The 22711-nt window shown below is 57.9% G+C and carries 20 protein-coding genes; 1 reads left to right on the top strand and 19 read right to left on the bottom strand.

Annotated features, from left to right (window positions below):
- Nucleotides 1-123 precede the first annotated feature (123 nt).
- The 15 genes from ACLBWT_RS20225 to leuB form a co-directional block, all read right to left on the bottom strand.
- A complete protein-coding gene (locus ACLBWT_RS20225) occupies nt 124-1170 on the bottom strand; it encodes a galactose ABC transporter substrate-binding protein (protein WP_447664930.1) in 1047 nt (348 codons plus the stop codon).
- A 241-nt stretch (nt 1171-1411) separates the two neighbouring features.
- Nucleotides 1412-2383, bottom strand: coding sequence for a substrate-binding domain-containing protein (locus ACLBWT_RS20220; protein WP_447664929.1), 972 nt, complete (start codon nt 2381-2383; stop codon nt 1412-1414).
- Nucleotides 2376-4184: a histidine kinase gene (locus tag ACLBWT_RS20215; protein ID WP_447664928.1), complete on the bottom strand. Its 1809-nt coding sequence runs from the start codon at nt 4182-4184 to the stop codon at nt 2376-2378. Before ACLBWT_RS20215 ends, ACLBWT_RS20220 begins: the two co-directional genes overlap by 8 nt.
- An 8-nt stretch (nt 4185-4192) precedes the next feature.
- Complete coding sequence (locus tag ACLBWT_RS20210; RefSeq protein ID WP_447664927.1) at nt 4193-5848, bottom strand: response regulator; 1656 nt, start codon at nt 5846-5848, stop codon at nt 4193-4195.
- A gap of 316 nt (nt 5849-6164) precedes the next feature.
- Complete coding sequence (locus ACLBWT_RS20205; RefSeq protein WP_447664926.1) at nt 6165-7127, bottom strand: aldolase catalytic domain-containing protein; 963 nt, start codon at nt 7125-7127, stop codon at nt 6165-6167.
- Between the two features lie 149 nt (nt 7128-7276).
- The gene (locus tag ACLBWT_RS20200) at nt 7277-8806 is read right to left on the bottom strand and encodes a leucyl aminopeptidase (protein ID WP_447664925.1); all 1530 of its coding nucleotides are present in this window, start codon (nt 8804-8806) and stop codon (nt 7277-7279) included.
- A 75-nt stretch (nt 8807-8881) separates the two neighbouring features.
- Nucleotides 8882-10255, bottom strand: a complete 1374-nt coding sequence (locus tag ACLBWT_RS20195) for an ATP-binding protein (RefSeq protein ID WP_447664924.1) — start codon at nt 10253-10255, stop codon at nt 8882-8884.
- Nucleotides 10255-10674: a hypothetical protein gene (locus ACLBWT_RS20190; RefSeq protein WP_447664923.1), complete on the bottom strand. Its 420-nt coding sequence runs from the start codon at nt 10672-10674 to the stop codon at nt 10255-10257. Before ACLBWT_RS20190 ends, ACLBWT_RS20195 begins: the two co-directional genes overlap by 1 nt.
- Before the next feature lie 171 nt (nt 10675-10845).
- Nucleotides 10846-12105 carry an anti-sigma-I factor RsgI family protein gene (locus ACLBWT_RS20185; protein ID WP_447664922.1) on the bottom strand — a complete coding sequence of 420 codons (1260 nt, stop codon included), beginning with the start codon at nt 12103-12105 and terminating at the stop codon, nt 10846-10848.
- On the bottom strand, nt 12102-12917 hold the full coding sequence (gene sigI / locus ACLBWT_RS20180; protein WP_447664952.1) for an RNA polymerase sigma factor SigI: 816 nt from the start codon (nt 12915-12917) through the stop codon (nt 12102-12104). The genes ACLBWT_RS20185 and sigI overlap by 4 nt, the downstream gene beginning before the upstream one ends.
- A 117-nt stretch (nt 12918-13034) precedes the next feature.
- Nucleotides 13035-13460 carry a hypothetical protein gene (locus tag ACLBWT_RS20175; RefSeq protein ID WP_447664921.1) on the bottom strand — a complete coding sequence of 142 codons (426 nt, stop codon included), beginning with the start codon at nt 13458-13460 and terminating at the stop codon, nt 13035-13037.
- A gap of 139 nt (nt 13461-13599) precedes the next feature.
- Nucleotides 13600-13815: a hypothetical protein gene (locus ACLBWT_RS20170; RefSeq protein ID WP_447664920.1), complete on the bottom strand. Its 216-nt coding sequence runs from the start codon at nt 13813-13815 to the stop codon at nt 13600-13602.
- Between the two features lie 5 nt (nt 13816-13820).
- The gene (locus ACLBWT_RS20165) at nt 13821-14291 is read right to left on the bottom strand and encodes a hypothetical protein (protein ID WP_447664919.1); all 471 of its coding nucleotides are present in this window, start codon (nt 14289-14291) and stop codon (nt 13821-13823) included.
- A 216-nt stretch (nt 14292-14507) separates the two neighbouring features.
- Complete coding sequence (locus tag ACLBWT_RS20160; RefSeq protein ID WP_447664918.1) at nt 14508-15056, bottom strand: peroxiredoxin; 549 nt, start codon at nt 15054-15056, stop codon at nt 14508-14510.
- A gap of 291 nt (nt 15057-15347) precedes the next feature.
- Nucleotides 15348-16424, bottom strand: a complete 1077-nt coding sequence (leuB, locus tag ACLBWT_RS20155; protein ID WP_447664917.1) for a 3-isopropylmalate dehydrogenase — start codon at nt 16422-16424, stop codon at nt 15348-15350.
- 114 nt (nt 16425-16538) lie between these two features.
- On the opposite strand from leuB, the gene ACLBWT_RS20150 reads away from it, so the two are divergent.
- Nucleotides 16539-16799 (top strand): GNAT family N-acetyltransferase, encoded by a 261-nt coding sequence (locus tag ACLBWT_RS20150; RefSeq protein ID WP_447664951.1) that lies wholly within the window; start codon nt 16539-16541, stop codon nt 16797-16799.
- 127 nt (nt 16800-16926) lie between these two features.
- On the opposite strand, the gene ACLBWT_RS20145 is transcribed toward ACLBWT_RS20150, so the two are convergent.
- From ACLBWT_RS20145 to ilvB, 4 genes are all read right to left on the bottom strand, one after another.
- Nucleotides 16927-18471: a 2-isopropylmalate synthase gene (locus tag ACLBWT_RS20145; RefSeq protein ID WP_447664916.1), complete on the bottom strand. Its 1545-nt coding sequence runs from the start codon at nt 18469-18471 to the stop codon at nt 16927-16929.
- 158 nt (nt 18472-18629) lie between these two features.
- On the bottom strand, nt 18630-19622 hold the full coding sequence (gene ilvC / locus ACLBWT_RS20140) for a ketol-acid reductoisomerase (protein WP_447664915.1): 993 nt from the start codon (nt 19620-19622) through the stop codon (nt 18630-18632).
- Nucleotides 19623-19855: 233 nt separating this feature from the next.
- A complete protein-coding gene (gene ilvN / locus ACLBWT_RS20135; protein WP_447664914.1) occupies nt 19856-20347 on the bottom strand; it encodes an acetolactate synthase small subunit in 492 nt (163 codons plus the stop codon).
- Entirely contained in the window at nt 20344-22092 is a 1749-nt protein-coding gene (gene ilvB / locus ACLBWT_RS20130) for a biosynthetic-type acetolactate synthase large subunit (RefSeq protein ID WP_447664950.1), read from the bottom strand. Before ilvB ends, ilvN begins: the two co-directional genes overlap by 4 nt.
- Nucleotides 22093-22711: the final 619 nt, after the last annotated feature.

Genomic DNA, 22711 nt, shown 5'->3' with positions numbered 1-22711 from the left:
ACGACCACGTCTTCCCGCCGAAATCGGCCGTTCGGGATAACCTCCCGTCAAGAGAGCAAAAGGGCTCCGCTTGTTCAAGCCGCGAGCCCTTCGCGTTTCTATTTCCTGCATGGAGACGCGGAATTACTGAGCGTCGGCTACATTGTCCTTGGTGATCTTTTTGTAGGCGATCCAGACGTATTTGCCGTCCGTAATGTCGTAGCCCGTGTTGTCCTTCGTAGGCGTCTCGCCTTTGGCCAATGCCGTCGCCAGCGCAACCGTAGCCGCGCCTTGGTTTTTGGCGTCGTTGAGCACCGTGCCGAGCAAGGTGCCGTCCTGCAGCGCCTGGATGGCCGGGGCCGTCGCATCCACGCCTACGACCGGCATGAACTTGCTGCCTGTGAAGTAGCCGCCTGCTTTGAGGGCTTCGATCGCGCCCAGGGCCATGTCGTCATTGTTCGCGAGAACCGCTTCGATCTTGTCGCCGCGGGCTGCGAGCCAAGTCTGCATCTTATCCTGGCCTTTGGTGCGGTCCCACATCGCCGTATCCTGCTCCAGCTTCTCGACCTTGATGCCCGCGTCCTCGATAGCCTGGATGGAATACTTCGTGCGCAGCTCGGCATCCTGATGCCCAGGCTCGCCCTGCAGCATGACGTACTGCAGAATGCCGTCCTTGTTCTTATCCGCTTCCGGATGGGCTTTCCAGTAGTCGACGATGAGCTGGCCTTCCAGCGTGCCCGATTCCTCGGCTTTGGCGCCGACGTAGTAGACTTTATCCCATTTGTTCATGTCTTCGGCGACCGGCTCCCGGTTCAGGAAGACGACCGGGATGTTGGCCGGCTTGGCTTTGTCGATGATGACGCCGGCAGCCGTGCGGTCAACCGGATTGATCGCCAGAGCCTTGTATTTCTTGGAAATGAACAGATCCACTTTATCGTTCTGCGTCGCCTGGGCATTCTGGCTGTCCACGATATCCAGCTCCGCCTTGTCCTTAGCCGCGTTCGTCATCGCGTTGCGGACGCCGGTCATGAAGGTATCGTCGAACTTATAGATCGCCACGCCGACTTTCGGCTTGTCGCCGCCTCCGTTGCCGCTTCCGGCGTCGCTGCCGCTGTTGTTGTTCGAGCCGCAGCCCGCAGCCGTAACCATGACCGCAGCCATCACTATGGCCAGTGTCGCTCTTTTTTTCATATCCTTTGACCTCCCCGGTTCGAATAAGCTTGATTGAGGCTCGCGTCCGCTTCCCTCCCGCAGGAATGCCTTGCGGCCGCTGTTCTCCTCTTTATTATGAAAGGGTTTGAAGAAGATTCGAATAGAAGATTTTCATCTGTTTTATCAAAATCTTCATGTGATTCGGCTCGGATCCGGATGGATTTCTCGGCAGGATGATGAGCCCTCCGATCGCGGCGTATCCGGATCAGGAGTTCTTCTTTCACTTTACGAAAGGGAACAGAAGCTTCTGATTGTCCATCCAGAACATGCTGTCCGGATTCACGACCTTCGTATCCAGAGTGACGGTGCGGTCGACATGGCCGCCTCCCGACAGCTCATGCGCCTGCTGCATGCCGAGGTACCCGGCGTTGAATCCGCTCTGCACGACAAGAATGTCGATGATTCCGTCCTGGAGCAGCTCCAGCTGAGGAACCTCGCTGCCGAAGCCGACGATCTTGACGCGGCTGGCCAGCCCCCGCTTGACTGTTTCCTGCGCGGTGCTGAGCACTCCCTGCTCCTGCAGGGCCACTACGCCGTCAGCCTGCTCCATCAGCAATCGCGCCGCTTCGGCGCAGCCGTCCGGGGAATTTCCGCAGGAATAGCCGGTATGCACCGTTATTCCTTTATGACCGCTCAAAGCTTCCACGACCCCCAGCTCCCGCTGCTCATATCCCGGAGCCTCGGAATCCGAGCCGAGCAGCGAAACGATTCCATTGCCATGCAGCAGCTCCGCCATCGCCTCGCCGGCCATCCTTCCCGCTTCGCGGTTGTTGATGGATATGCTGCTCGCGACTCCCTCGACCGGGTAGGTGTCGTTCAGCGTCACGACCGACGCCCCCGCCTTGCCCGCTTCCTCGGCAATGAGCCGGAGCTGCTGCTCGCTGTCGGGGTCAAGCAGAAGGACCGACGCGCCCTGGGCGATCGCCCTTTGCGCAGCCTTGAGCTGGCCCTCCTCTCCGGAGTCGCTGACGTTGGCGTCCAGATACAGGAGCTGGCTGCCGTATTCCTTCGCCGCCGCCTCCGCCCCAAGCCGGATGGAATCGGCAAGCGCCCCGCTTCTCTGCGGAGCGATAAGCGCGATCTGCGCTTCGGCAGGCTTCTCCTTGCTTGCGGCGCCCGCGCAGCCCGAGGCGGCGGCAGTCAGCATGAGCATGGCCAGCCACCCGCCCGCCGCTGCCAAACGTCTATTCATGATCATCGACCTCCTTGATCGCCGGCATCCGGACCCATACGACCGTTCCTTCCTCCAGCTCGCTCTTGAATTCCAGGCCGTACGGCGCTCCATAATACAGCCGGATGCGGTCATGGATGTTCCTCACCGCCACTCCGGAGCCTTTGCCCGTCGCCGAAGGCTCGCGCCCTGCATCCGGCACGGAAGCTCCGTGCAGCAGCAAGGCTGCTTTGACGGAATCCATCCCGGCTCCGTTGTCCTCGATCCTGAACACGAGCATCCCGTCCTCGACGTCCGCGGAGATGTCGATTGTCCCCTCCTCCACGGAATATTCCAGACCATGCTCGATCGCGTTCTCGATCAAGGGCTGCAGCACGATCTTCGGCGTCATGCAGGCTTCCGCTTCCTCGGAAGCGGTAATGGAGAACCGGAACTTGCGGCCGAAACGCATCTGCTGGATGACCAGATAATGATGGGCGTGCTCAAGCTCGTCGCGAGCCGAAATGACATTTTTCCCCTTGCTCAGGCTGATCCGGAATAGTTTGGAGAGCGAGGTGATCATCGTGACGACTTCTTCTCCGCGGCTCATCGCGGCCATGCGGACGACGGAATTCAGCGTATTGTACAGGAAATGGGGATTGATCTGGGCTTGCAGCGCCTCCAGCTCATGCTTGCGCTTGGATTCCTGCTCCTGGACGATCTGCTTCATCAGCTGGCGGATTTTATGGATCATCAAGTTGAACCGGCGGGACAGGCGCTCCACCTCAAGCGGCCCCTCGACCGGCAGCTCCACGTCGAAGTTGCCCCTCTCCACGGCCCGCATCGTGCGCTCCATCCGCTTGATGGGACGGACGATGGACATCGCGAGCAGCATGCTGACGAGCACGACGAGAACAAGAACGCCGGCCACGACGCGTACGAGATAGCGGTTGATCTCCTCCCGGCTCGTCAGGATGTCGTCCATGTACGATACCCCGATGATTTTCCAGCCGATATTGGCGACGGATTTGACTGTGATGAGACGCTTGTTTCCGTTCATGTCCTCCACATAGTCCGAAGAAGCGACGAGCGCCTGCTCGACATTCTCGCTTTTGAGCCCCATATAGATGAGCTGCTGCTGGGGATGGTACACGATGTTGCCTGCGCCTTCGTCGATGATATAGGCATATCCGCGATGGCCGAGGCTGATCCGGCTGCACAGCTCGTCGATCTGCTTGAAGTTCATGTCCACGAGCAGAATCACTTCCTGCGGCCGGCCGTCGCGGACGACGGTGATCCGTTTGCTCATGGATACGACCCACTGGTAGGAGCCTTTATATAGATTCTGGATATGGGGGAGCGAAAAGCTGAGATGATCCGGCACCCGGATCGCCGCCTGGAACCATCCCTGGCCGGTCGCGTTGGCGCTCGGCCTGAGAGCTGCAGCTGGACGGTTCTTGAGCAGCTTGCCGCCGCTGTCGAACAGCGTGATCGAGACGATGTCGTCGCGGCTGCCCATCAGCGTGTCCAGCTGCTTGTCCACCTGCTGGCCGTCCCATTCTCCGTTCTTCAGCATGTTGACCTCAATCGCTCTGTAAAAGCTGGCCATGCCGCTGATATAGTCCTCCAGGTTGTAGCTGACCTGGTCTACCGTCTGCCTGGCGGCAAGAAAGGCGCTTCGCTCGGTCGAAGCCGAAAATTTCTCATGGAGAAGGACGGCGACGGTCGTAATCGCGACCACGATCATGATGGAGAAGGACCAGATCACGATGGACTGGATGCTGCTTACCCGCGATTTTCGCAGTTTCTGCTTGATCCAGCCCGGCATTTCCGGCCGGAACATTCCGCCCCTCATCCTTCCTGTCCGGACGGACTGGCGTCCTTGATCCGGCTCCGGTATTCCTTCGGCGTGCTGCCGGTATGTTTCTTGAAGCAGAAGCTGAAGTAATTCGGCTCGGAGAAGCCGATGCGCTCGGCGATCTCAAACGCTTTGAGCTCCGTCGTGCGAAGCAGCTCCTGCGCCCTGTCCATGCGCAGCTGCATGACATATTGGAGGAAGGTCAGCTTGACCTCCTTCTTGAATAAGCCGCAGAAATAGCCGGCGCTGATATGAAGATGGGAGCATACCATCGGAATCGACAGATCCGAATCATGAATGCGTTCCCGTGTAAAGGACATCGCCTCTTCGATCAGATCGCGGTAGGCATGCTGCCGCTTCCCGGAGATTCGGCCCATGACGGCCCCGCACATCTCCGTTATCCAGCGCCGGGCTTCGGCCAGCCCGGTCATCCGGACGAGCTCGGCATAGGGCTGGAAGCCGGCGCCGAGCACATCCTCCATGTCGACGTCGGAAGACTGGGCGGTGCGCCAGACCGTCGTCAGCACCTCGCTCAAGTAGAGCTGGATGCCGCTCGAAGTATGCTCCGCCTTGATTTCCCCGAAGATCGTCTCGAGAACGGTCTCCAGCTCCTCCGAGGTTCCAACCTTCAGGCAGCGGGACAGCGCCTGCTGCCGCAGCTCATCGAGAAGCAGAGGTGAGGAGCCTCGCCTCTCCACGTCCTCGATGAACAGAAGGCGGCCGGCGCCCGGCACGAGCCGATAGTCAAGAGCAAGCAGAGCCTCGTCGTACGATGATTTGATGCCGCTCAGCCGGCCCTTGGCAGCTCCTGATCCGATCGTGACGGGCATGCGCAGATAGTGCTCGACGCTGCGGACGATATGCTCCAGCGCGTTCTGCAGCTTCTCTTTCCAGGACTCGTCCGTCTTGCCGAAGCCAAGCAGAACGACATGGTCCTGATGGATGAACGCAGTTCCGAACTCCCTGCCCTCCCATATTTCCCCGGCAATATTGAGGACGGCGAACAGCTTGAGATCGACATCAGGAGAGGTTCGCAGCGATTGGACCTCAGGAGCAGGCAGCTCCGCCTCCGCTCCGGCGCTGTCCAGACTGATGACCGAAACGGAGCAGCCCTCTCCTTCCAGGCTCAAGCCGTAATGGCGGGCCTTATCCCGGATGACCGGCTCCGGAAGCTTTCGGTGCAGCAAGGAGGAGAGGAAGTTGGCCTTCAGCAAGGGAAGGCTCGTATGATAATGCTCCTTGAGCTTGCGCATGTCTTCCCGCTCCGCGATTTCAAGCTCCATGCGCGTTTGCAGCTTATGCAGAAGCTCGGTCAAACTCGCAGCCGAGAACGGCTTGAGCAAATATTCGTCTACGCTGAGAGAGACGGCCTGCCGGGCGTAGTCGAACTCGTCATAACCGGTCAGGATAACCGTTTTGACAAGGGGCGATTCGGCTTTCAGCCTGCGGACCAGCTCCATCCCGTCGACGAACGGCATCCGGATGTCTGTAATGACGACATCAGGCTCCAGGCGCTGAGCAAGCTCAAGCGCTTCCAGGCCGTTCTCTGCCGTCCCCGCTACGGTAAATCCGCAAGCCTCCCAATCGATCTCGCTCAGCAAGCCTTCCCTTACGTCGGCTTCGTCATCGGCCAGCAATACGCGGTACATCCCGATTCCTCCTTATGGCATGCGGCTCTCCTTAGGTCATGAAGCCGCTCTCATTTTCCTTTTGCAAGCTCCCCAGGGAAGCTTCATCAAGATATCAGGTTATGCCACGGCTGTAAATCTCCTCTTTTTCGGCATGAAGGCCCGCTGCCAAGGCTCGGATATGTCGTGTTAGCGCGGAGGATAGACAAAAAAACCGCTTGCGCTTTCGTCATGAAAGCACAAGCGGGCTGCTGCCCCTGCAAATCATTGCCTCATCCATCGGGGCCAGCCATTTGGTCCTCAAACAGCACGGAAATCGCATAGCCCTATCGGGAAATTACTTGGAATGAAGAATCTCCGGCGTTGTAAGCTGATCGTAGAAATCGACGATGTTGTCCTTGTTGTCGGAGTTGCGCAGCGCCATCGCGGAACGCGGATGCTCATCGAGCAGGCCGGTTATCATGTAGGGCATGATGTAGCCCCACTCTTCCTTCTCGCGGAGAGGAAGCATATGCTTCTCGATCATTTCCAGCACGGGGCGCACTTCGTACTTCGTATTCGGAAGATGCGACACGAGCAGCTCCGTGTTGCAGTTGCCGGCGGCGCGGCCCATGCCGTATACGGAGGTGTCGAGGAATTCCACGCCTTTGTCGACAGCGAGCAGCGTATTGGCAAAAGCAAGCTGCTGATTGTTGTGCGTATGCACGCCCAGCTTCTTGTTCGGCAAATGCTGCTTGAATTTGTCGATCAGGTAGGCCATGTCGTTCGGCTTGAGGCTGCCGTACGAATCGACGACGTAGACCACATCGACGACGCTCTCGCGGATGGCGTCGAATGCCTCGATCAGCTGATTTTCCATGACGTTCGACAGCGCCATGATGTTGAGCGTCGTCTCGTAGCCGCGTTCATGGAACAAGGACACGAGCTCGAGAGCCTTGTCCACATCCTGGATGTAGCAGGCGACGCGGATCAGATCCAGCATGCTGTCGACGCGCGGCAGAATATCCGCTTCGTCCACTCGGCCGATATCCACGAGTGCCGACAGCTTCGTATTCCCTTTGTTCGGGATGACTTTGCGCAGGAACTCATCATTCAGGAAGCGCCAAGGGCCGGCAGAGTCGGCACCCTTGAGCAGCTTGGGCGAATTCTTATAGCCAATCTCCATATATTCAACGCCGGCCTCATCCAGGCTGCGATACAAATCTTGCACAAACTCAATGCTGAAATCCCAGTTATTGACAAGACCTCCATCGCGAACCGTGCAGTCGACGATTTTGCTGATGCTGTTTTTGGAAGACATGGGCACAGAACTCCTTCATCATAAACTTTCTTACTATAATACGGGAAAACGGTAAAGAACGCAAAGGCAAACCGCGTCCCGTTCTTGGCATCCCGATTGAGGCGGCTCCGACCGCCGACACGATCGATGTGCAATGCGGATGTGCAGAACTATGCTCGGAGCAGCAGCTCCGCAAGCGTCCGTGTCATGACTCCGGTCGCGCCCTTGGTTTCCCAGCCGCGTGCGCGGCTGATCCACGCCGTACCGGCAATGTCGATGTGAATCCACGGCTTCTCTTCCGCGAAAGCCCCGATGAACATGCCGGCGATGCTGGCCGCAGCGTAGCTGCCGCCTTTGTTCTTCAGGTCGGCAGCCTCGGAATCGAGCTGCTTCCGGTACTCCGGATAGGCCGGCAGCGGCCATACCCGCTCGCCGGACCGCTTGGAGGCTTCCTGCAAGCCGCTCAGCAGCTCGTCGTCGTTGCCCATGATGCCGGAGGTGATATCGCCGTAAGCGGCCACGACTGCGCCGGTCAGCGTCGCGACATCCACAAGCTTCGTCGCTCCCCGCCGAATCGCTGTCGTAAGGCCGTCCGCCAGCACGATGCGTCCTTCCGCATCGGTATTGACGATTTCTACGGTCATGCCGTTCATCATCGTCACGACGTCTCCCGGCTTGAAAGCCCGGTCGGAAATCATGTTCTCCGCTGCCGGAATGACCGCCACCACGTTGACCTTCGGCTTCTCGATCGCGATGATGCGCATCGCTCCGAGCACGGCTGCAGCCCCGCCCATATCCATGATCATGTCTTCCATTCCCGCGATCCGCTTCAAGGAGTAGCCGCCCGTATCGAAGGTGACCCCTTTGCCGACGAGGCCCCATTTCTCCTCGCTGCCCGGATCGCCCTCATAATGGAGCACGATCATTCGCGGCTGATGCTGGCTTCCCTTGCCTACCGCGAGCAGTCCGCCCATGCCTTGCTCGAGGGCGCTCCACTCGTCGATGACTTCGCAGTCCAGGCCGTATTCGGCTGCAAGACGTTCCGCATGCTCGGCGAGCTCCTCCGGAATCAGCTCATTCGCCGGAAGATGCACGAGATCCCTCGCCTCGGCGACCGCTTCGGCCATGACGATGCCCCTTTGGACGCCCGCTTCCCACTCCTTCCGCAGACCGGAATCGACGCCATCGGGAAGATAGACAGCCAGCTCCGCTGAAGCCTGCTCCTTGGGAGTTCCCGTCGTTTTGGTCCGATCATAGGCCCCGAGCAGGATGCCCTCCGCCAGAGCCTGGCCGGCTAGGGCTGTCGTGCAGCCGCTTGTTCCGCCGTACAGCTGGGCCGTTACGAGCAGCCTTGCGGCAGAGGCGCGGCTGGAACGGACTTCCTTGGAAGCCTGAGCTCCGAGGCGGCGGATGTCGTCCGCATCCAGAGTGCCGGAGGACAAGCCGATGAATGCCGCGCTGTCTGCCGGATGCAGCCCGAGAAGAGGCATCGTCTGCCCGGACTGGCCGCTTTTGAGCAGGCCTTTGGACGCCAGTGCCTGAACCGCTTGCTGAATGGCCGGAATCGAGAGCGGATCCGCTTCCTCCCGGGCGGCGGTTGCGTGATTCTCATCCTGCAGGCCGGCAGCATCCACCGGCCGAATGATCAGCTCCCAATCCTGTTTGGATTGATGCTCCGTATATTTCAACTTGATTTTCATTGTTGTCATCCTTTCCTTGACCCGGCTGCCGGACGGCAAAAAACCGGGAGCTTGTATCCTCCCGATTTTAAGCCCTTACTCTGCGATTGGCAAATAAACGGTGAACACCGTGCCTTCACCGGCCGAGCTCGTGACGCGGATCGTTCCGCCGTGGTTGCGGATGATTCGATAGCTGACGGACAAGCCGAGACCCGTACCGGATTCCTTGGTCGTAAAAAAAGGATCGAACAGACGGTTTAGCGTCGAACGATCCATTCCTTTGCCGTTGTCCTTGACGGTGATTTCGGCAAATCCGGCTTGTCTTCGCAGCACCACGTCGATCCTTCCGGGCCTCTCCCCGTTCAGCTCGCCGATGGCATCCATCGCATTCTTGAATATATTGAGAACGACCTGCTTGATCTGCTTGACGTCGATGGAGACCAGCATGTCGACTTCATGCGATTCCAGGTAAATCTCGCAATTGTGCAGGAGCGCCTCGCTCTCGCTGAGCAGGCTTACTTCTTTGAGCAAGGATGTGAGGGATATGGTTTGCTTCATCGGCGCCGTAGGCTTGGAGGAGTTGAGGAACTCATAAATGATGTCGTTGGCCCGGTCGATCTCGGCCACCATGATCTTGGCGTATTCTTCTTTGCCCAGCTCGACCAGATGAGGCCGGAGCAGCTGGATGAATCCCCGTATCGAGGTCAGGGGATTGCGTATTTCATGCGCGATGGATGCGGCGATCTTGCCGAGCATCGCCAGCTTGTCGTTCTGGTATGCCGTCTGCTCGATCTGCTTGTACTCGGACACGTCCTTCATGCTGATCAGATAATCGCCGTCCAGCTGCTCGCTGGAGGTGGCCGTGATCAGCAGATGCCGTCCGCCGCTGTCCTGGAACTCGAAGTATTTGTTGCGGCGAAGGATGATTTCCCGGTAGAGCCTCACCAGCAGCCGCCTCGTCGTGCGGCTCAGCTGCTGATGCCTCAATATATCCAGGATGCTGCAGCCGATCAAGGTTTTGCGGGGGACATCCAGGAATCTCGCCATCTGCAGATTCATGAACGTCAGCATGTTGTCGTTGTCGAACAAGGCGATTCCGCTGTCCATATGCTGCAGGACATTCTCATACTTGCTCTTGACCCTCTCGAAGGAACGATAGGAGCGGGAGAGCATCTCCCGCATCTCCGTGTACCTCTGATCCGGCGTCCGCTCCTGCTGATGCCGGAATCGGTAAGCGACCATCAGCTCGATCAAAAAAAGAAAAGACCGGTTGTACAATTCCAGCGCTTCCTCCGACTCCACGTTGAGGACGATGTTGCGCATGCATTCTTCATGGACGGCTATGACCTCTTCGGGGCCGATATTGTGAAAGGTCTTCCCAAGTTCCGTAGCCTGGTAAAGCGAAGCCTCACTACCGCTGCGGATGTATTCGGCAAGCGCCGGAAAATAGCGCTTTCGAATTGCCTGCATTAACTCTGCTCCTCTCCTGTGGCGAACAGCTGAAGCTGCACCGGCGTAGAGTCCATGTAGTAGGAGGGAGGCAGCCACTTGCGGAAAGTGATGCAGATGCCGACTCGGCGGGTAATGGCCATATCCCATTCCTCGGACCAGAGCGATCTCCATTCTTCCTCCATCTCGGGGGAAAAATCGCTGCTGCCGATCAAGGACCATTCCATTCCGGTTTCTCCGGAATCGCCCCTTACCCGTCCCATCAGCATTTGGCTCCTTTGATGCATTTCCACGAAACAGCCTGACAATTCCGATATGGCGTACGCGATCCGCGTCTGGTCGATGATCCCGAAACCGAGATCCCTCGCAAGCTCTCTGCCTCTCTGGCGAGCCTTGATGGCATCCTTGACATTGTTGATGTTGAACAATTCCATCTCCATGTACGAGTCCCGCCCCCCGTTCCATTCTGGATGCTTGGATACGTGTTCAAGCCGTCGTATTCGTACATTTATCATAGGTTTCGCTAATATCAGTGTCAATCGGAAATAATGTCGAATATTGCTAGTTTCGGAAGCATTAGGATAGTGGTCGAGCAAGCTTCCAACACGGGGTCAATTCGGTTTGCGCTGCTCTTTATGGCCGCGCTGCTGTCCGGCATGCCGATCCATTTCTTCATGCCGGCGCTTCAAGGCTTCCTCAATCTCCGCTTTTCGTTTCTCCCATGCTTTGCGCGCCTTGTCATCCAGTCTTGCGCGAGCGGCTTCAGCTTTTTCCTTCAGCAGCTTTTCAGCCTCGAGGCGCTTCCGTTCCAGATCGCCGCCGTACGATTCATGCTCTCCGCTCTGCCGATGCTCCGCCCGCTGTTTTGGATCGCGAATCCGCTCGGCGCCCGCTCTCTCCCCTGCTCCGGGTGAATCCTGCTTGAATGCCTTTGCTGACGGCATAGGAGACGCTGCTGGCTTGGCCGAATGCTGGCGGACAGCTGCGCCGGCAGGCCGCTCCTGAGGGGCTGGAGATGCCTTTCGTGCGGGAGAAGCGGTAGGAAGCTCGGTCTCAGCCGCCTTCTTCTCGCGTTCAAGCTGCTCCTGCAGCTTCTCGCTGCCGATTTTTTGGCTGTCGCTGACCAAAGCGTCCACGCCTCCGTCCCAAGAGAGAACCTTCTGAATCGCCCCGCTGCGGAATTGATCCAGACTGACATTGTAGCCTTGGCTCTTGGCCAGAAGATACACCGTCATTCTGCCCGTGGACAAGCCTTTGGCCGCCGCCTCCTCCCGAACCGCCTCGGTGGACTCCAGCGAGGTGACATGCATTCCGGAAGCTTGGGCGGAGCCGGCTGCGCTCAGGAGCGCCTGCTCGGCCTGCCGGCTCAGCAGCGCCACCGCATTGCCCGCTCCCGCATCCAGCTTGACTCCGGCCAGTATGACTTCCGCTCCGCCGCCGCTGCCCAGATAGGAAGATTCCGCCAGCCTTCCGGCAAGCAGCTCCATGACCTTCGCGGCAGGAAGCCCCTCGTAATGAAGTCCTTTCACGAATGGAAGGGCATCATCGTTCATCGCCTCCAGCATGCGCACGTTCAGTTCGCGGTCCACGCCGATTTCAAAGCTGGGATTCACATCCAGGCTGAGGTAAGCGACCACCGGATGAGCCTCGGCCCGCGCCGCCCAGAAGGCAGGCAGGCCGATCAGAATCAGAATGACGGCAGCGGGAATGACGGCCTTGGGCATTCTCAGCAGCTTCCGCTGTGCCGTAAGGACGATCTCTTGGCCGATTCTCTCGTCTCCGAGCCGCCTCACTTTCCGGAAGCTGCCTTCTTGCGTCAGCACGACCAGCTTGTTGCCTCTGGCCTCCATGACGATGCCTCTGCTGCTCACAGCCTTGTCCCTCCTGCCTTCTTCTTGATTTGCTCCTTGAGCGCTTCTATATGGATATAATGCTTCAAATAGGGATACCGCCCGTGGACGAGCAGCGATACGGCAATCAAATACTTCCGGTTGCGCTCGATCGTCTTGCGCGACACGCCGGATATTTCTGTAAGCTCCTTGACCGGCAGCCGCCGGGTATTCAGCAGGATGCTGAACAAACGGTCCTGCTTAGCCAGCTTCGCCGCGATTCCCTGCAGAAGAATCCGGGAATCCTCATGCTTCGGAGATGTTTCCGCCAAATCCGCGAATCGGATTCCGTACGAGGCCAGCTCTGCCGTGAACTCCATGATTTCCTGGCGCCTCTCCTCTGCGTCTTGATCTTGATTGAAGCGGAGAACCGCCTGCCTGTTGAATGCATGGGAATAAAACGTCTCCTCTTCTTCCTCCATGTGGAAGGAGCCTGCCGGCAGCGAGCGGATATGCCGCTGTTCCTTGCGGACATGATCGATGAGCCGGCGGCGGATGACCGTCTCAGCGAATCCCGTGAACGAACGGCCGGATTCCGGCGAGAACTGGCTGATCGCTTCATCGAATGCAATCAGTGAAATGCTGAACTCGTCATCCCGGGAAGGATCGATATATCGCTTGCAGAATCGGCTTGTGACCTTCAGGATAAAGGGCCGGTAGTCGGCAATCAGCCGTTCCCGGGTTGCCTTATCCCCATCCTGCGCTTGCTTGATCAGCCGGTTCAGCGGGTCCGCATTGTGCCCGGACTCCTCTTTGCGCCTGACTGAAAGCCCAAGCCATCTTTTGAACAGCATCAGCAGCAAGGGCTGCACCTCGCTTTGTCTATATCATTCGGAGGCAACGCTCCGTTAATGGGAGTGGATTGAAATAAAAAATGCCTCCTGCATCCAGGAGGCATTGAATGGCATCGGTCAGCAGAATCCTTCGGAAGCCCGCTTGGCTTTGAGCTTGTTGCGGCGAAGATTCAAAATCGCCAGCCGCTTCTTCAGCTCTTCTTCCCATGCGTGGTCCCCGAGCTGCTTGGAAAAGCTGAGCAGGTCCAGAGCCATATCGATCTGGCTGGCCACCATGTCCATCGGATCCTCATGATCATGGTTGACGCAGTTCTCGAAGATGGACTTTCCTTTCTGGTCCACGTAATCCTGGAAGTCGACTTCCGTCACTCCGTCGCCATGCGCATATTCAGCCAATATTTCATATTCACTCTCTATCATATAATGAATATCCACACGATGGCAAACCGGGCAGAACAAAATAGGGACGTTATGGATGTGAGTCCGGTAATGCCTGAGCGTGCCTTTTGTTCCAATCATGCTTGCTCCACAGCAGAAACTCATGTTATTTCCCTCCTTGAACTGCCTTTGGGCTATACCTTCCTCGCTTCGGTTTCTTCGCAACAAGTATGGAAATTATTGTATTCGATGCGGCACCGCATCATTCCTGCGTCCCCCGTTGATCCATTGCCGCTAATTCCGCTCAAAGCGGATTTGGCGGCGGGATTTCCGCCGGCGAATCCGGCAGCGGTCCCGGTTCGGACGGCAAGTCCGGAATCTCCGGAACCGGCTGAGTGCCGGGTTGAATCTCCGGAGCGGAAGGCTCGGGCCGAATCTCCGGCTCTTTTGGCGGTTCGACTTCAGGCGAGGCCGGAGGGGCGATCTCCGGCTTCGGTTCTTCTCGGTTGTAGTCCGGCATGATAGTCATTTCCTCCCTGTCCAATCATTGTATTGGTTATCTTTAACCGCCTGGCGCCCGCCGGACGCAGCCTCGGTCAAAAAAGGCATCCGTTCCCTTTGAAGCTCGCGGATTTCACCCGTAATAGCCCGCACGAGCTCCTCGATTCCTGCCGCTTCGTCCAGCCCGCCGCTTTTCGGAGCCATGCCCATGGCCGGCTTGTCCGCTCCGCCGGCCGGCAGCATGACCTCTTCTTCCGATGCAGCCTTTTCAGCAGCCTTCAACGTCTCCGCTCCCTCTCTCAAAGCTCCAAGCAACTCCGAGGCTCTTTGGGTCAACTGCTCCATGCGGCGGGTTCTTTCATCTGCTGCTTCCTTCAACTGTTCGGTTTTGGCCAGCATTTCCCTGACGCGTTCCAAGCCGCTTCGGACTGCTTCGGTACCATCGGCATGCCGAGCGGAATAGGTGCCGTTCGGTTCGGCCGGTTCTGAATGCAAGCTGCCCGCCTCCTCCTGATTACAAGGTTCATATATAGAAAGACGTTGAAAAGGCTCGATTGGATGACCTGTTCTATCTTCAACTATACTCAAATACGCACTCGATATCCATATTAACCCATATAGGCGCAATCTAATTCTATAATGAGCGAGGCGGGACGTAAGTGAAAATAAAAAAAGCCAGGGCGTCCGCCCTGGCTTGTCTGCTTTTGAAAGTTAGTTCGTGACGAGGTTCTTGTCGCCTGGCTTCCAGTTCATCGCGCAAAGACCGCCGGATTGGAGCGCTTGAAGGACGCGAAGCGTTTCTTCTACGCTGCGGCCTACGTCATTGTGGTTGACGACTTGGTATTTCAGTTCGCCTTCCGGATCGATGATGAAGAGACCGCGCAGGGCGACGCCTTCTTCTTCGATCAGGACGCCGTAGTCACGGGATACTTGCTTCGTGATATCGGCAGCAAGCGGGAAGTTCACTTTGCCCAGGCCGTTGTCGTTCTTAGGCGTGTTGATCCAAGCTTTGTGGCTATGGATGCTGTCGATGGATACACCGAGGACCTCGGTGTTCAGCTTCGCGAATTCGGAAGCCGCATCGCTCAGAGCAGTGATTTCAGTCGGGCATACGAAAGTGAAGTCAAGCGGGTAAAAGAAGAATACCAGCCATTTGCCGCGGTAGTCGGAAAGAGATACCTTGCCGAATTGCTGTCCTTGACCGTCAACGGTCTCCATCGTGAAATCAGGGGCCGGGCGGCCAACCAAACGTTCTGCCATAAGTCTAATTTCCTCCTTGACGCGTAAAGCGTGCGGTGTAGTTTCTTGTCATGTCCAAACAAGATGATATCATTCCATCAGAACATAGTCAATATTAGATTGAAATGATTATTACTTAATTGACATAGCAAGGTAGAATTCATGATTCCTGTTTCTATCCGTTTCTATCTTGCAAACATGCTTGTGAAATTTTGTTTCTATTCATCTCATCAGGGGAAGATCTGAGGATCTTCTTTCTATCCAGCAGGGCAAGATCTGAGGATCTTCTTTCTACCATGCTGCAAGACGGGATCAGCGGATCGCTTCTACAATAAGGCGTCCCATCTCTTCCGTTCCGATCGCTTTGGATTTGTCCACAGCGATATCGCCTGTGCGGTGGCCGGCGTCGAGAACTTCCTTGACGGCGTCCTCGATCGCCTGCGCCGCGTCCGCATAGCCGAATGTCAGGCGGAACATGAGCGCGACGGAGAGAATGGTCGCGATCGGGTTCGAGATGCCTTGTCCGGCAATATCAGGCGCCGAGCCGTGGACCGGCTCGTACAGGCCGAAGCTGCCTTCGCCGAGGGAAGCGGAGCTCAGCATGCCGATGGAACCCGTCAGCATGGCAGCCTCGTCGCTCAGGATATCCCCGAACATGTTCTCCGTCACGATGACGTCGAAGCTCGACGGACGGCGAAGCAGCTGCATGGCGCAGTTGTCGACGAGCACATGCTCAAGCTCCACCTCCGGATACTCCGGCGCGATCCGGTTCACGACCTCGCGCCAGAGGCGGGAAGTCTCCAGCACATTGGCTTTGTCGACGGAGGCAAGGCGCTTGCCGCGCGTCATGGCGATATCGAACGCCTGGCGCACGATCCGCTCCACCTCCTGCACGTTGTACACGCAGGTGTCGACCGCCTCCTGGCCATGCTCTCCTTCGCGGCGGAACTTCTCGCCGAAGTAGATGCCGCCCGTCAGCTCGCGCACGACGATCAGGTCGGTTCCCTCCAGCACTTCCGGCTTCAAGGTCGAGGCATCCTTCAGGCAGTCGAACACGGTCGCCGGGCGGATGTTGGAGAAGAGCCCGAGCGCCTTGCGGATGCCGAGAAGTCCGGTTTCCGGACGGAGTTCCTTGGAGTTGTTGTCCCATTTCGGTCCGCCTACCGCGCCCAGCAGGACGGCATCCGCCTTCTGGCAGATTTCCAGCGTTTCCTGAGGAAGCGGAGTTCCTTTCTCGTCGATGGCGATTCCTCCGAACAGGCCATGCTCGAATTCAAAGCGGTATTCGTACAGCTCTTCGACTTTCTTGATCACCTTGATGGCTTCGCCGACGACTTCCGGTCCGATTCCGTCGCCCGCGATCACCGCGATTTTTTTTACTTCTGCCATAGTGGGCACGCTCCCGTCTTCTTATCAACGATTGATAATCACTATCAACAGTTGTACCACATCGCGCTATTAGGCTCCAAGATATGATAGCTATCGGCTTGATAGGCATAACCTATAGGATCGGCCAGCCGCCGCGCCGGCAATGGGTTCGTGACCGAAGCGGTAGCCGCCATATGCGGCTTCGCCTTCCTCCACCTGGAAGCCCGGCGCCTCGAGATCCGCTGCGACAGACTCAATGCGCGGAGCCGGGCGGTTCCGAAGAAGCTCGGCTTCCGCCTCGAAGGCATCCTGCAGCAAAGCGTGCTGTCGGCGGACAGGAGCGAATGGCGGGATATGTGCGTCTACGCGAAGGTGAAAGCGGACAAAAGCAGCTGAGAGCTTATTTTCAAAAGCAGCTGACGGCTTCTTTTCAAAAAAGCTTCTGAAGCCACGAGCAAAAATAGCGCCTGCCCCGATGGGCAGGCGCTATTTGCCTAATTGCCTAATTGCCGTTCAGCAAACGTCAGATCAGGCTCATCCGGTCGCGGCGGCCCGGCGCCTTGCGTTTCTCGATAAGGCGGTTCAGCGCATCCACGTAAGCGCGCGCGCTCGCTTCAAGAATATCCGTGCTTACTCCGCGCCCTTGGGCAGACACGCCATCCTGCAGCAGCACGACATGAACTTCACCGAGCGCGTCCTTGCCATGGGTAACCGACTTGATGGAGTAGTCCTCCAGCTCGACCGATTCTCCGGTCAAGAGGTCGATCGCGTTGAACAGCGCGTCGACGGAGCCGTTGCCCTCCGCCGTGCGCGTCTGCACGCCCTGCTCCTCGACCTTGATCGAGACCGTGCCCTTCGGCGTAGAGCGGTTGCCGTAGTGGACCTCCACCGTCTCCAGGGCATAGATCTCCGGCGTATCGACCAGCTTCTCCTCGAGCATCGCCAGCAGATCCTCGTCCGTCACGTTCTTCTTGCGGTCGGCGAGGTCCTTGAACTTGGCGAAGGCCGCATTCAAGGCTTCGTCCTCCAGCTCGTAGCCGAGATCGATCAGCTTCTCCCGGAACGCATGGCGGCCGGAGTGCTTGCCCATGACGAGCTTCGATTCCTTCACGCCGATCGTATCCGGAGAAATAATCTCGTACGTCGTCTTCTCCTTCAGCATGCCGTCCTGATGGATGCCCGACTCATGCGCGAAAGCATTCGCTCCGACGATCGCCTTGTTGCCCGGAACGACCATGCCGGTCAGCTTGCTGACCAGACGGCTGGTGCGCGCGATTTCCTTGAGCTGCAGCCCGGTCTTGGCGCCGAACAGCGCCGCTCTCGTCTCCAGCGCCAGCGCGACCTCTTCGATCGCCGTGTTGCCGGCGCGCTCGCCGATGCCGTTGATCGTGCCCTCGATCTGGTCGGCTCCATTCAGGATGGCAGCCAGAGCGTTCGCCGTCGCCATGCCGAGATCGTCATGGCAGTGGGCGCTGAGCTGGATGCCGTCGATGCCAGGTACGGTTTCCTTCAGCGTCTTGAAGATATTGCCAAACTCGGCAGGAGTCATATACCCGACCGTATCGGGAATGTTCACGACGGTAGCGCCCGCCTTGATCGCCATCTCGGTCACTTCGCACAGGAAGTCCAGCTCCGTGCGGCCCGCATCCTCCGGCGAAAATTCAATCTTGGAGAAGCGCTGCTTCGCGTAGCGGATCGCTTTGTCCGCCGCTGCCAGCACCTGCTCCTTCTCCATCTTCAGCTTATGCTTCCGGTGGATCGGCGAGGTCGCAAGGAAGATATGGATGCAAGGGTCGGCCGCGTCCTTGAGAGCTTCCCAGGCAGCGTCGATATCCTTTTCCACCGCGCGGGCAAGGCCGATGACCGTTGCCTGCCTGACTGCTGCGGCCACGGCCTGCACGGCGGCCAGATCCCCTGGCGACGCGGCCGGAAAACCCGCCTCGATGCGGTCCACGCCCAGCTTTTCGAGCTGAAGGGCGATTTCCACCTTTTCCTTGGTATTCAGGTTGACTCCAGGCGACTGCTCGCCATCGCGAAGCGTCGTATCGAAAATATAGATTTTGCGCACGCCGGCACCTCCGTTTCTTGAGTATATGCGGACTTATTCCTTTTAAGAGGCGAACGCGCCTCTTTCCTTGGGGAAGAAGCGCGCGGCCTGTGCGAAGCGGACAAGTCCGATTCTATGGATGCGCCTGCGCTGGGCGAGGCGCTTCTGATACTCGTTCCTTACTTCTTGATCCAGTGCATCAGCTCGCGGAGCTGCGCGCCTGTCTTCTCGATCGCATGCTCCGATTCGTTGCGGCGGGTAGCCGTCAGCATCGCGCGCCCGGATTTGTTCTCAAGGATGAAGTCGCGTGCGAATTTGCCTTGCTGGATGTCGGAAAGAACTTCCTTCATCGCTTTTTTCGTCTCGTCGGTCACGATGCGGGGTCCGGTGACGTAGTCGCCGTATTCGGCCGTGTTGGAGATGGAATCGCGCATGGACGCAAGGCCGCCTTCATACATCAGGTCGACGATCAGCTTCAGCTCGTGGAGACACTCGAAGTAAGCCATCTCGGGTGCGTAGCCGGCTTCAACCAGCGTTTCGAATCCGGCTTTGACCAGGGCGGAAGTACCGCCGCAGAGAACGGCCTGCTCGCCGAACAGGTCGGTCTCGGTCTCTTCGCGGAAGGAAGTCTCGAATACTCCGGCGCGCGTGCAGCCGATGCCCTTCGCGTAAGCGAGGCCGATGGCTTGAGCGTTGCCCGTAGCGTCTTGCTCGACGGCGATGAGTCCGGGAACGCCGAAGCCTTCCACGTACGTCCGGCGAACCATGTGGCCCGGGGATTTAGGAGCGACGAGCAGCACGTCGGTGTCCTTGCTCGGCACGATTTGGCCGAAGTGGACGTTGAAGCCGTGGGAGAACATCAGAGCCGCGCCTTTTTTGAGGTTGGGAGCGATCTCGTCGTTGTAAACCTGGGCTTGCGTTTCGTCCGGCATCAGGATTTGGACAACGTCCGCCTTGCGGGTCGCGTCAGCCACGGGTACGACTTCGAAGCCGTCATTGCGGGCTTTGTCGGCGGATTTGCCTTCGCGCAGGCCGATTACGACCTTGACGCCGCTGTCGCGCAGGTTCTGGGCCTGAGCGTGACCTTGGCTGCCGTATCCGATTACTGCTACCGTTTTTCCTTGCAGAACACTGAGGTCCGCGTCGTTTTCGTAGAATAATTTAACCGCCATGATGAGATGATGCCTCCTTTGGATTGAAACCCCTTTGAGCGGGTGTTTAAAGAGATGACGCATTAAAGCTGGCTTTTGCTAAAGCTAGTTCATGCTGTGTCTTAGGTTCTCTCTGTTGCAGGGGCCAGAACATGCTTTGTCGTCGATCTCCCTAAACTCCCGCTCAAAGCGGGCTTTATAGGTAAAAGTTATAGCATTATAGGTTCATTGTCGAACTTATCAAAAAATTCAAACTATGATCTGACAGCTCCGCGATTCATTGCGGTTACGCCGGTGCGGCTGAGCTCGCGGATGCCGTAGGGGCGCAGCAGCTCGATCATCGCGTCGATCTTGTCGGGTCCCCCGACGGCTTGAACGATGAGAGTGCTCGGTCCGATATCCACGACCGCAGCGCGGAATGTCTCGACCACTCCGAGAATTTCCGGTCTCGCGGACGGCTCGGCGGTGACCTTGATCAAGGCCAGCTCCCGCTCAACCATCGGATTGGAGCTCACATCGACGACCTTGATGACGTCGATCAGCTTGTAGAGCTGCTTGGATACCTGCTCGAGCAGCTTGTCGTCTCCGCCGGTGACGATGACCATGCGGGACAGTCCCGGCTCTTCGCTTGCGCCTACCGTAATGCTTTCGATATTGAAGCCGCGGCGTCCGAACAATCCGGATACGCGCTGCAGGACTCCAGGCTGGTTGTTGACGAGTACGGCGATGGTGTATTTGCGGTTCATTCTTCATCCCCCATGAGCATGACGTCAATGGTGTTGCCCTGGGTTACCATCGGGAATACATTCTCATGCTTGCGGACAACGAATTCCACGACTGCAGGACCGGGATGCGCGAGCGCTTCTTTCCAGGCCGCTTCGGCTTCTTCCTTGTTGGAAGCCCTGAAGCCTTTGACTCCGTATGCATCGGCCAGCTTGACAAAGTCCGGGCTGCCGGCAAGGTCGATATGGCTGTACCGGTTGTCGTAGAGAATCTCTTGCCACTGGCGGACCATTCCAAGCACCTGATTGTTGATGATGGCAACCTTGACCGGAATGTTGTTGATGGCGCAGATCGCGAGCTCCTGAGCGCACATCTGCATGCCGCCGTCTCCGTTGATGCTGACGACCACACGGTCGGGATTGGCCATCTGGGCGCCGATCGCGGAAGGGAATCCGAAGCCCATCGTGCCGAGACCTCCCGAGGTGACCCAGGAACGAGGCTTGTTGAAACGGTAATACTGCGCTGCCCACATTTGATGTTGGCCGACGTCGGTCGTCACGATCGCGTCGCCGTTCGTCGTATCGTGGATCATGCTGATGACCCATTGCGGCTTGAGCTCGATGTCGGAATCCTGGTAGCGGAGCGGCTGCTCCGTTTTCCAAGCCTGGATCTGAGCCCTCCATGCATCCGCCTTGGCGGCATAGCCGACTTCATCGTTGAGCAGGCCAAGCGTGATTTTCACATCGCCGACAATCGGAATGTCGGTCGGCACGTTTTTGCCGATCTCGGCCGGGTCGATGTCGATGTGGACGATTTTGGCCTTCGGCGCAAAGCCGTCCAGCTTCATCGTCACCCGGTCATCGAAGCGCGCGCCGATATTGATCAGCAGATCGCTTTCCTGAATGGCCTTGTTCGAAGCATAGGCTCCGTGCATGCCCGGCATGCCGACCCACAGGTCGTTCCCGCTCGGGAATCCGCCGAGGCCCAGGAGCGTCGTCGTGACCGGGATGCCGGTCTTCGTGACGAACTCCAGCAGCTCTTCATGCCCTCCGGAATAGACCACTCCGCCGCCTGCCAGGATGAGCGGACGCTCCGCTTCGCCGATCGCCTTCGCGAGCTTGTCGAGCTGAGGCTTGCGAGGCGTCGTATTGGGGTTGTAGCCTCTCAGGCTGACCTCGCCGCTCGCCGGCTCGAACATGGTCATCGCTGCTGACACATCCTTCGGGATATCGATCAGCACCGGCCCTTTGCGGCCCGTGTTCGCGATGTGGAACGCTTCGTGAATGACACGCGGCAGCTCTTCGGCCGTCCGTACCAGGAAGCTGTGCTTCGTGATCGGCATCGTGATTCCCGTGATGTCCGCTTCCTGGAAAGCGTCCGTGCCGATGAGATTGGTCGCTACGTTGCCCGTGATGACGACGAGCGGCACGCTGTCCATGTAAGCTGTCGCGATGCCGGTGACGAGGTTCGTCGCCCCCGGTCCCGAAGTCGCGATGCACACCCCGACCTTGCCGGATGCCCTCGCATAACCGTCGGCAGCATGGATCGCTCCCTGCTCGTGCCGAGTAAGCACATGGTGGAAATCCGAGAACCCGTGCATGGCGTCGTAGATATACAATACCGCGCCGCCGGGATAACCGAATACACATTCCACGCCTTCGAGCACCAGGCTGCGGAGGAGAATTTCGGAGCCGCTGATCACTTCCGGCTTCCTCATTTTTTCCATGATTTCTTCCTTGGATTTCAGAGCCTCGCCCTGCATAGCCATCATGTGTTCCTCCCTTCGTGAATGACGGCGGCGGTGTCGACGATCCGCCTTCGTCTCCTTTCAAGTCCAATGACGCAAGCATATGCGTTGCGCCGCCCGTTTTGACGGTGAACGCCTCGCGGAAAACAAAAAAGTCTTTCGCCCGCTATGCCGAAGCATAGGGACGAAAGACTGTATCTTCCGTGGTACCACCCAGGTTTGCTGCCGCATTTCGCAATGCGGAGCCTCATGAAGTAGAAAAGGGCGTGCACGCCTGACGATTCTACTTCGGCATTTTAACGCATGCCATGCGATTCTCCCTACTAAGACCGGTGTCTTTTCAGGAAAACAGCTCCGAGGTGAGCTCGTTGGAAAGGGATGCTGGCGGCGGTTGCAGCGGGATCCGTCGCTCTCTGTACAGTAGGGCCCTTAACACTTCGTCCTCATCATAGCCGATCGGGTATAAGCTTGAGACTTATTATAGGTCTGTCATTACCATCCGTCAATACCAAGTGTACGCACGAACAAGAAAAGTTATGTACAAGGCTCCTCCGGAAGCTGTTTCGCAACCGCAGAGGCCTCTGCATAGAATAAGGTTGCGGAAGCCGGGTTTCGACCACCTGCGCCATCCAGCCTCGTC

This window comes from Paenibacillus sp. D51F (assembly GCF_053345695.1).
This window is presented reverse-complemented; position numbering and strand designations above follow the sequence as displayed.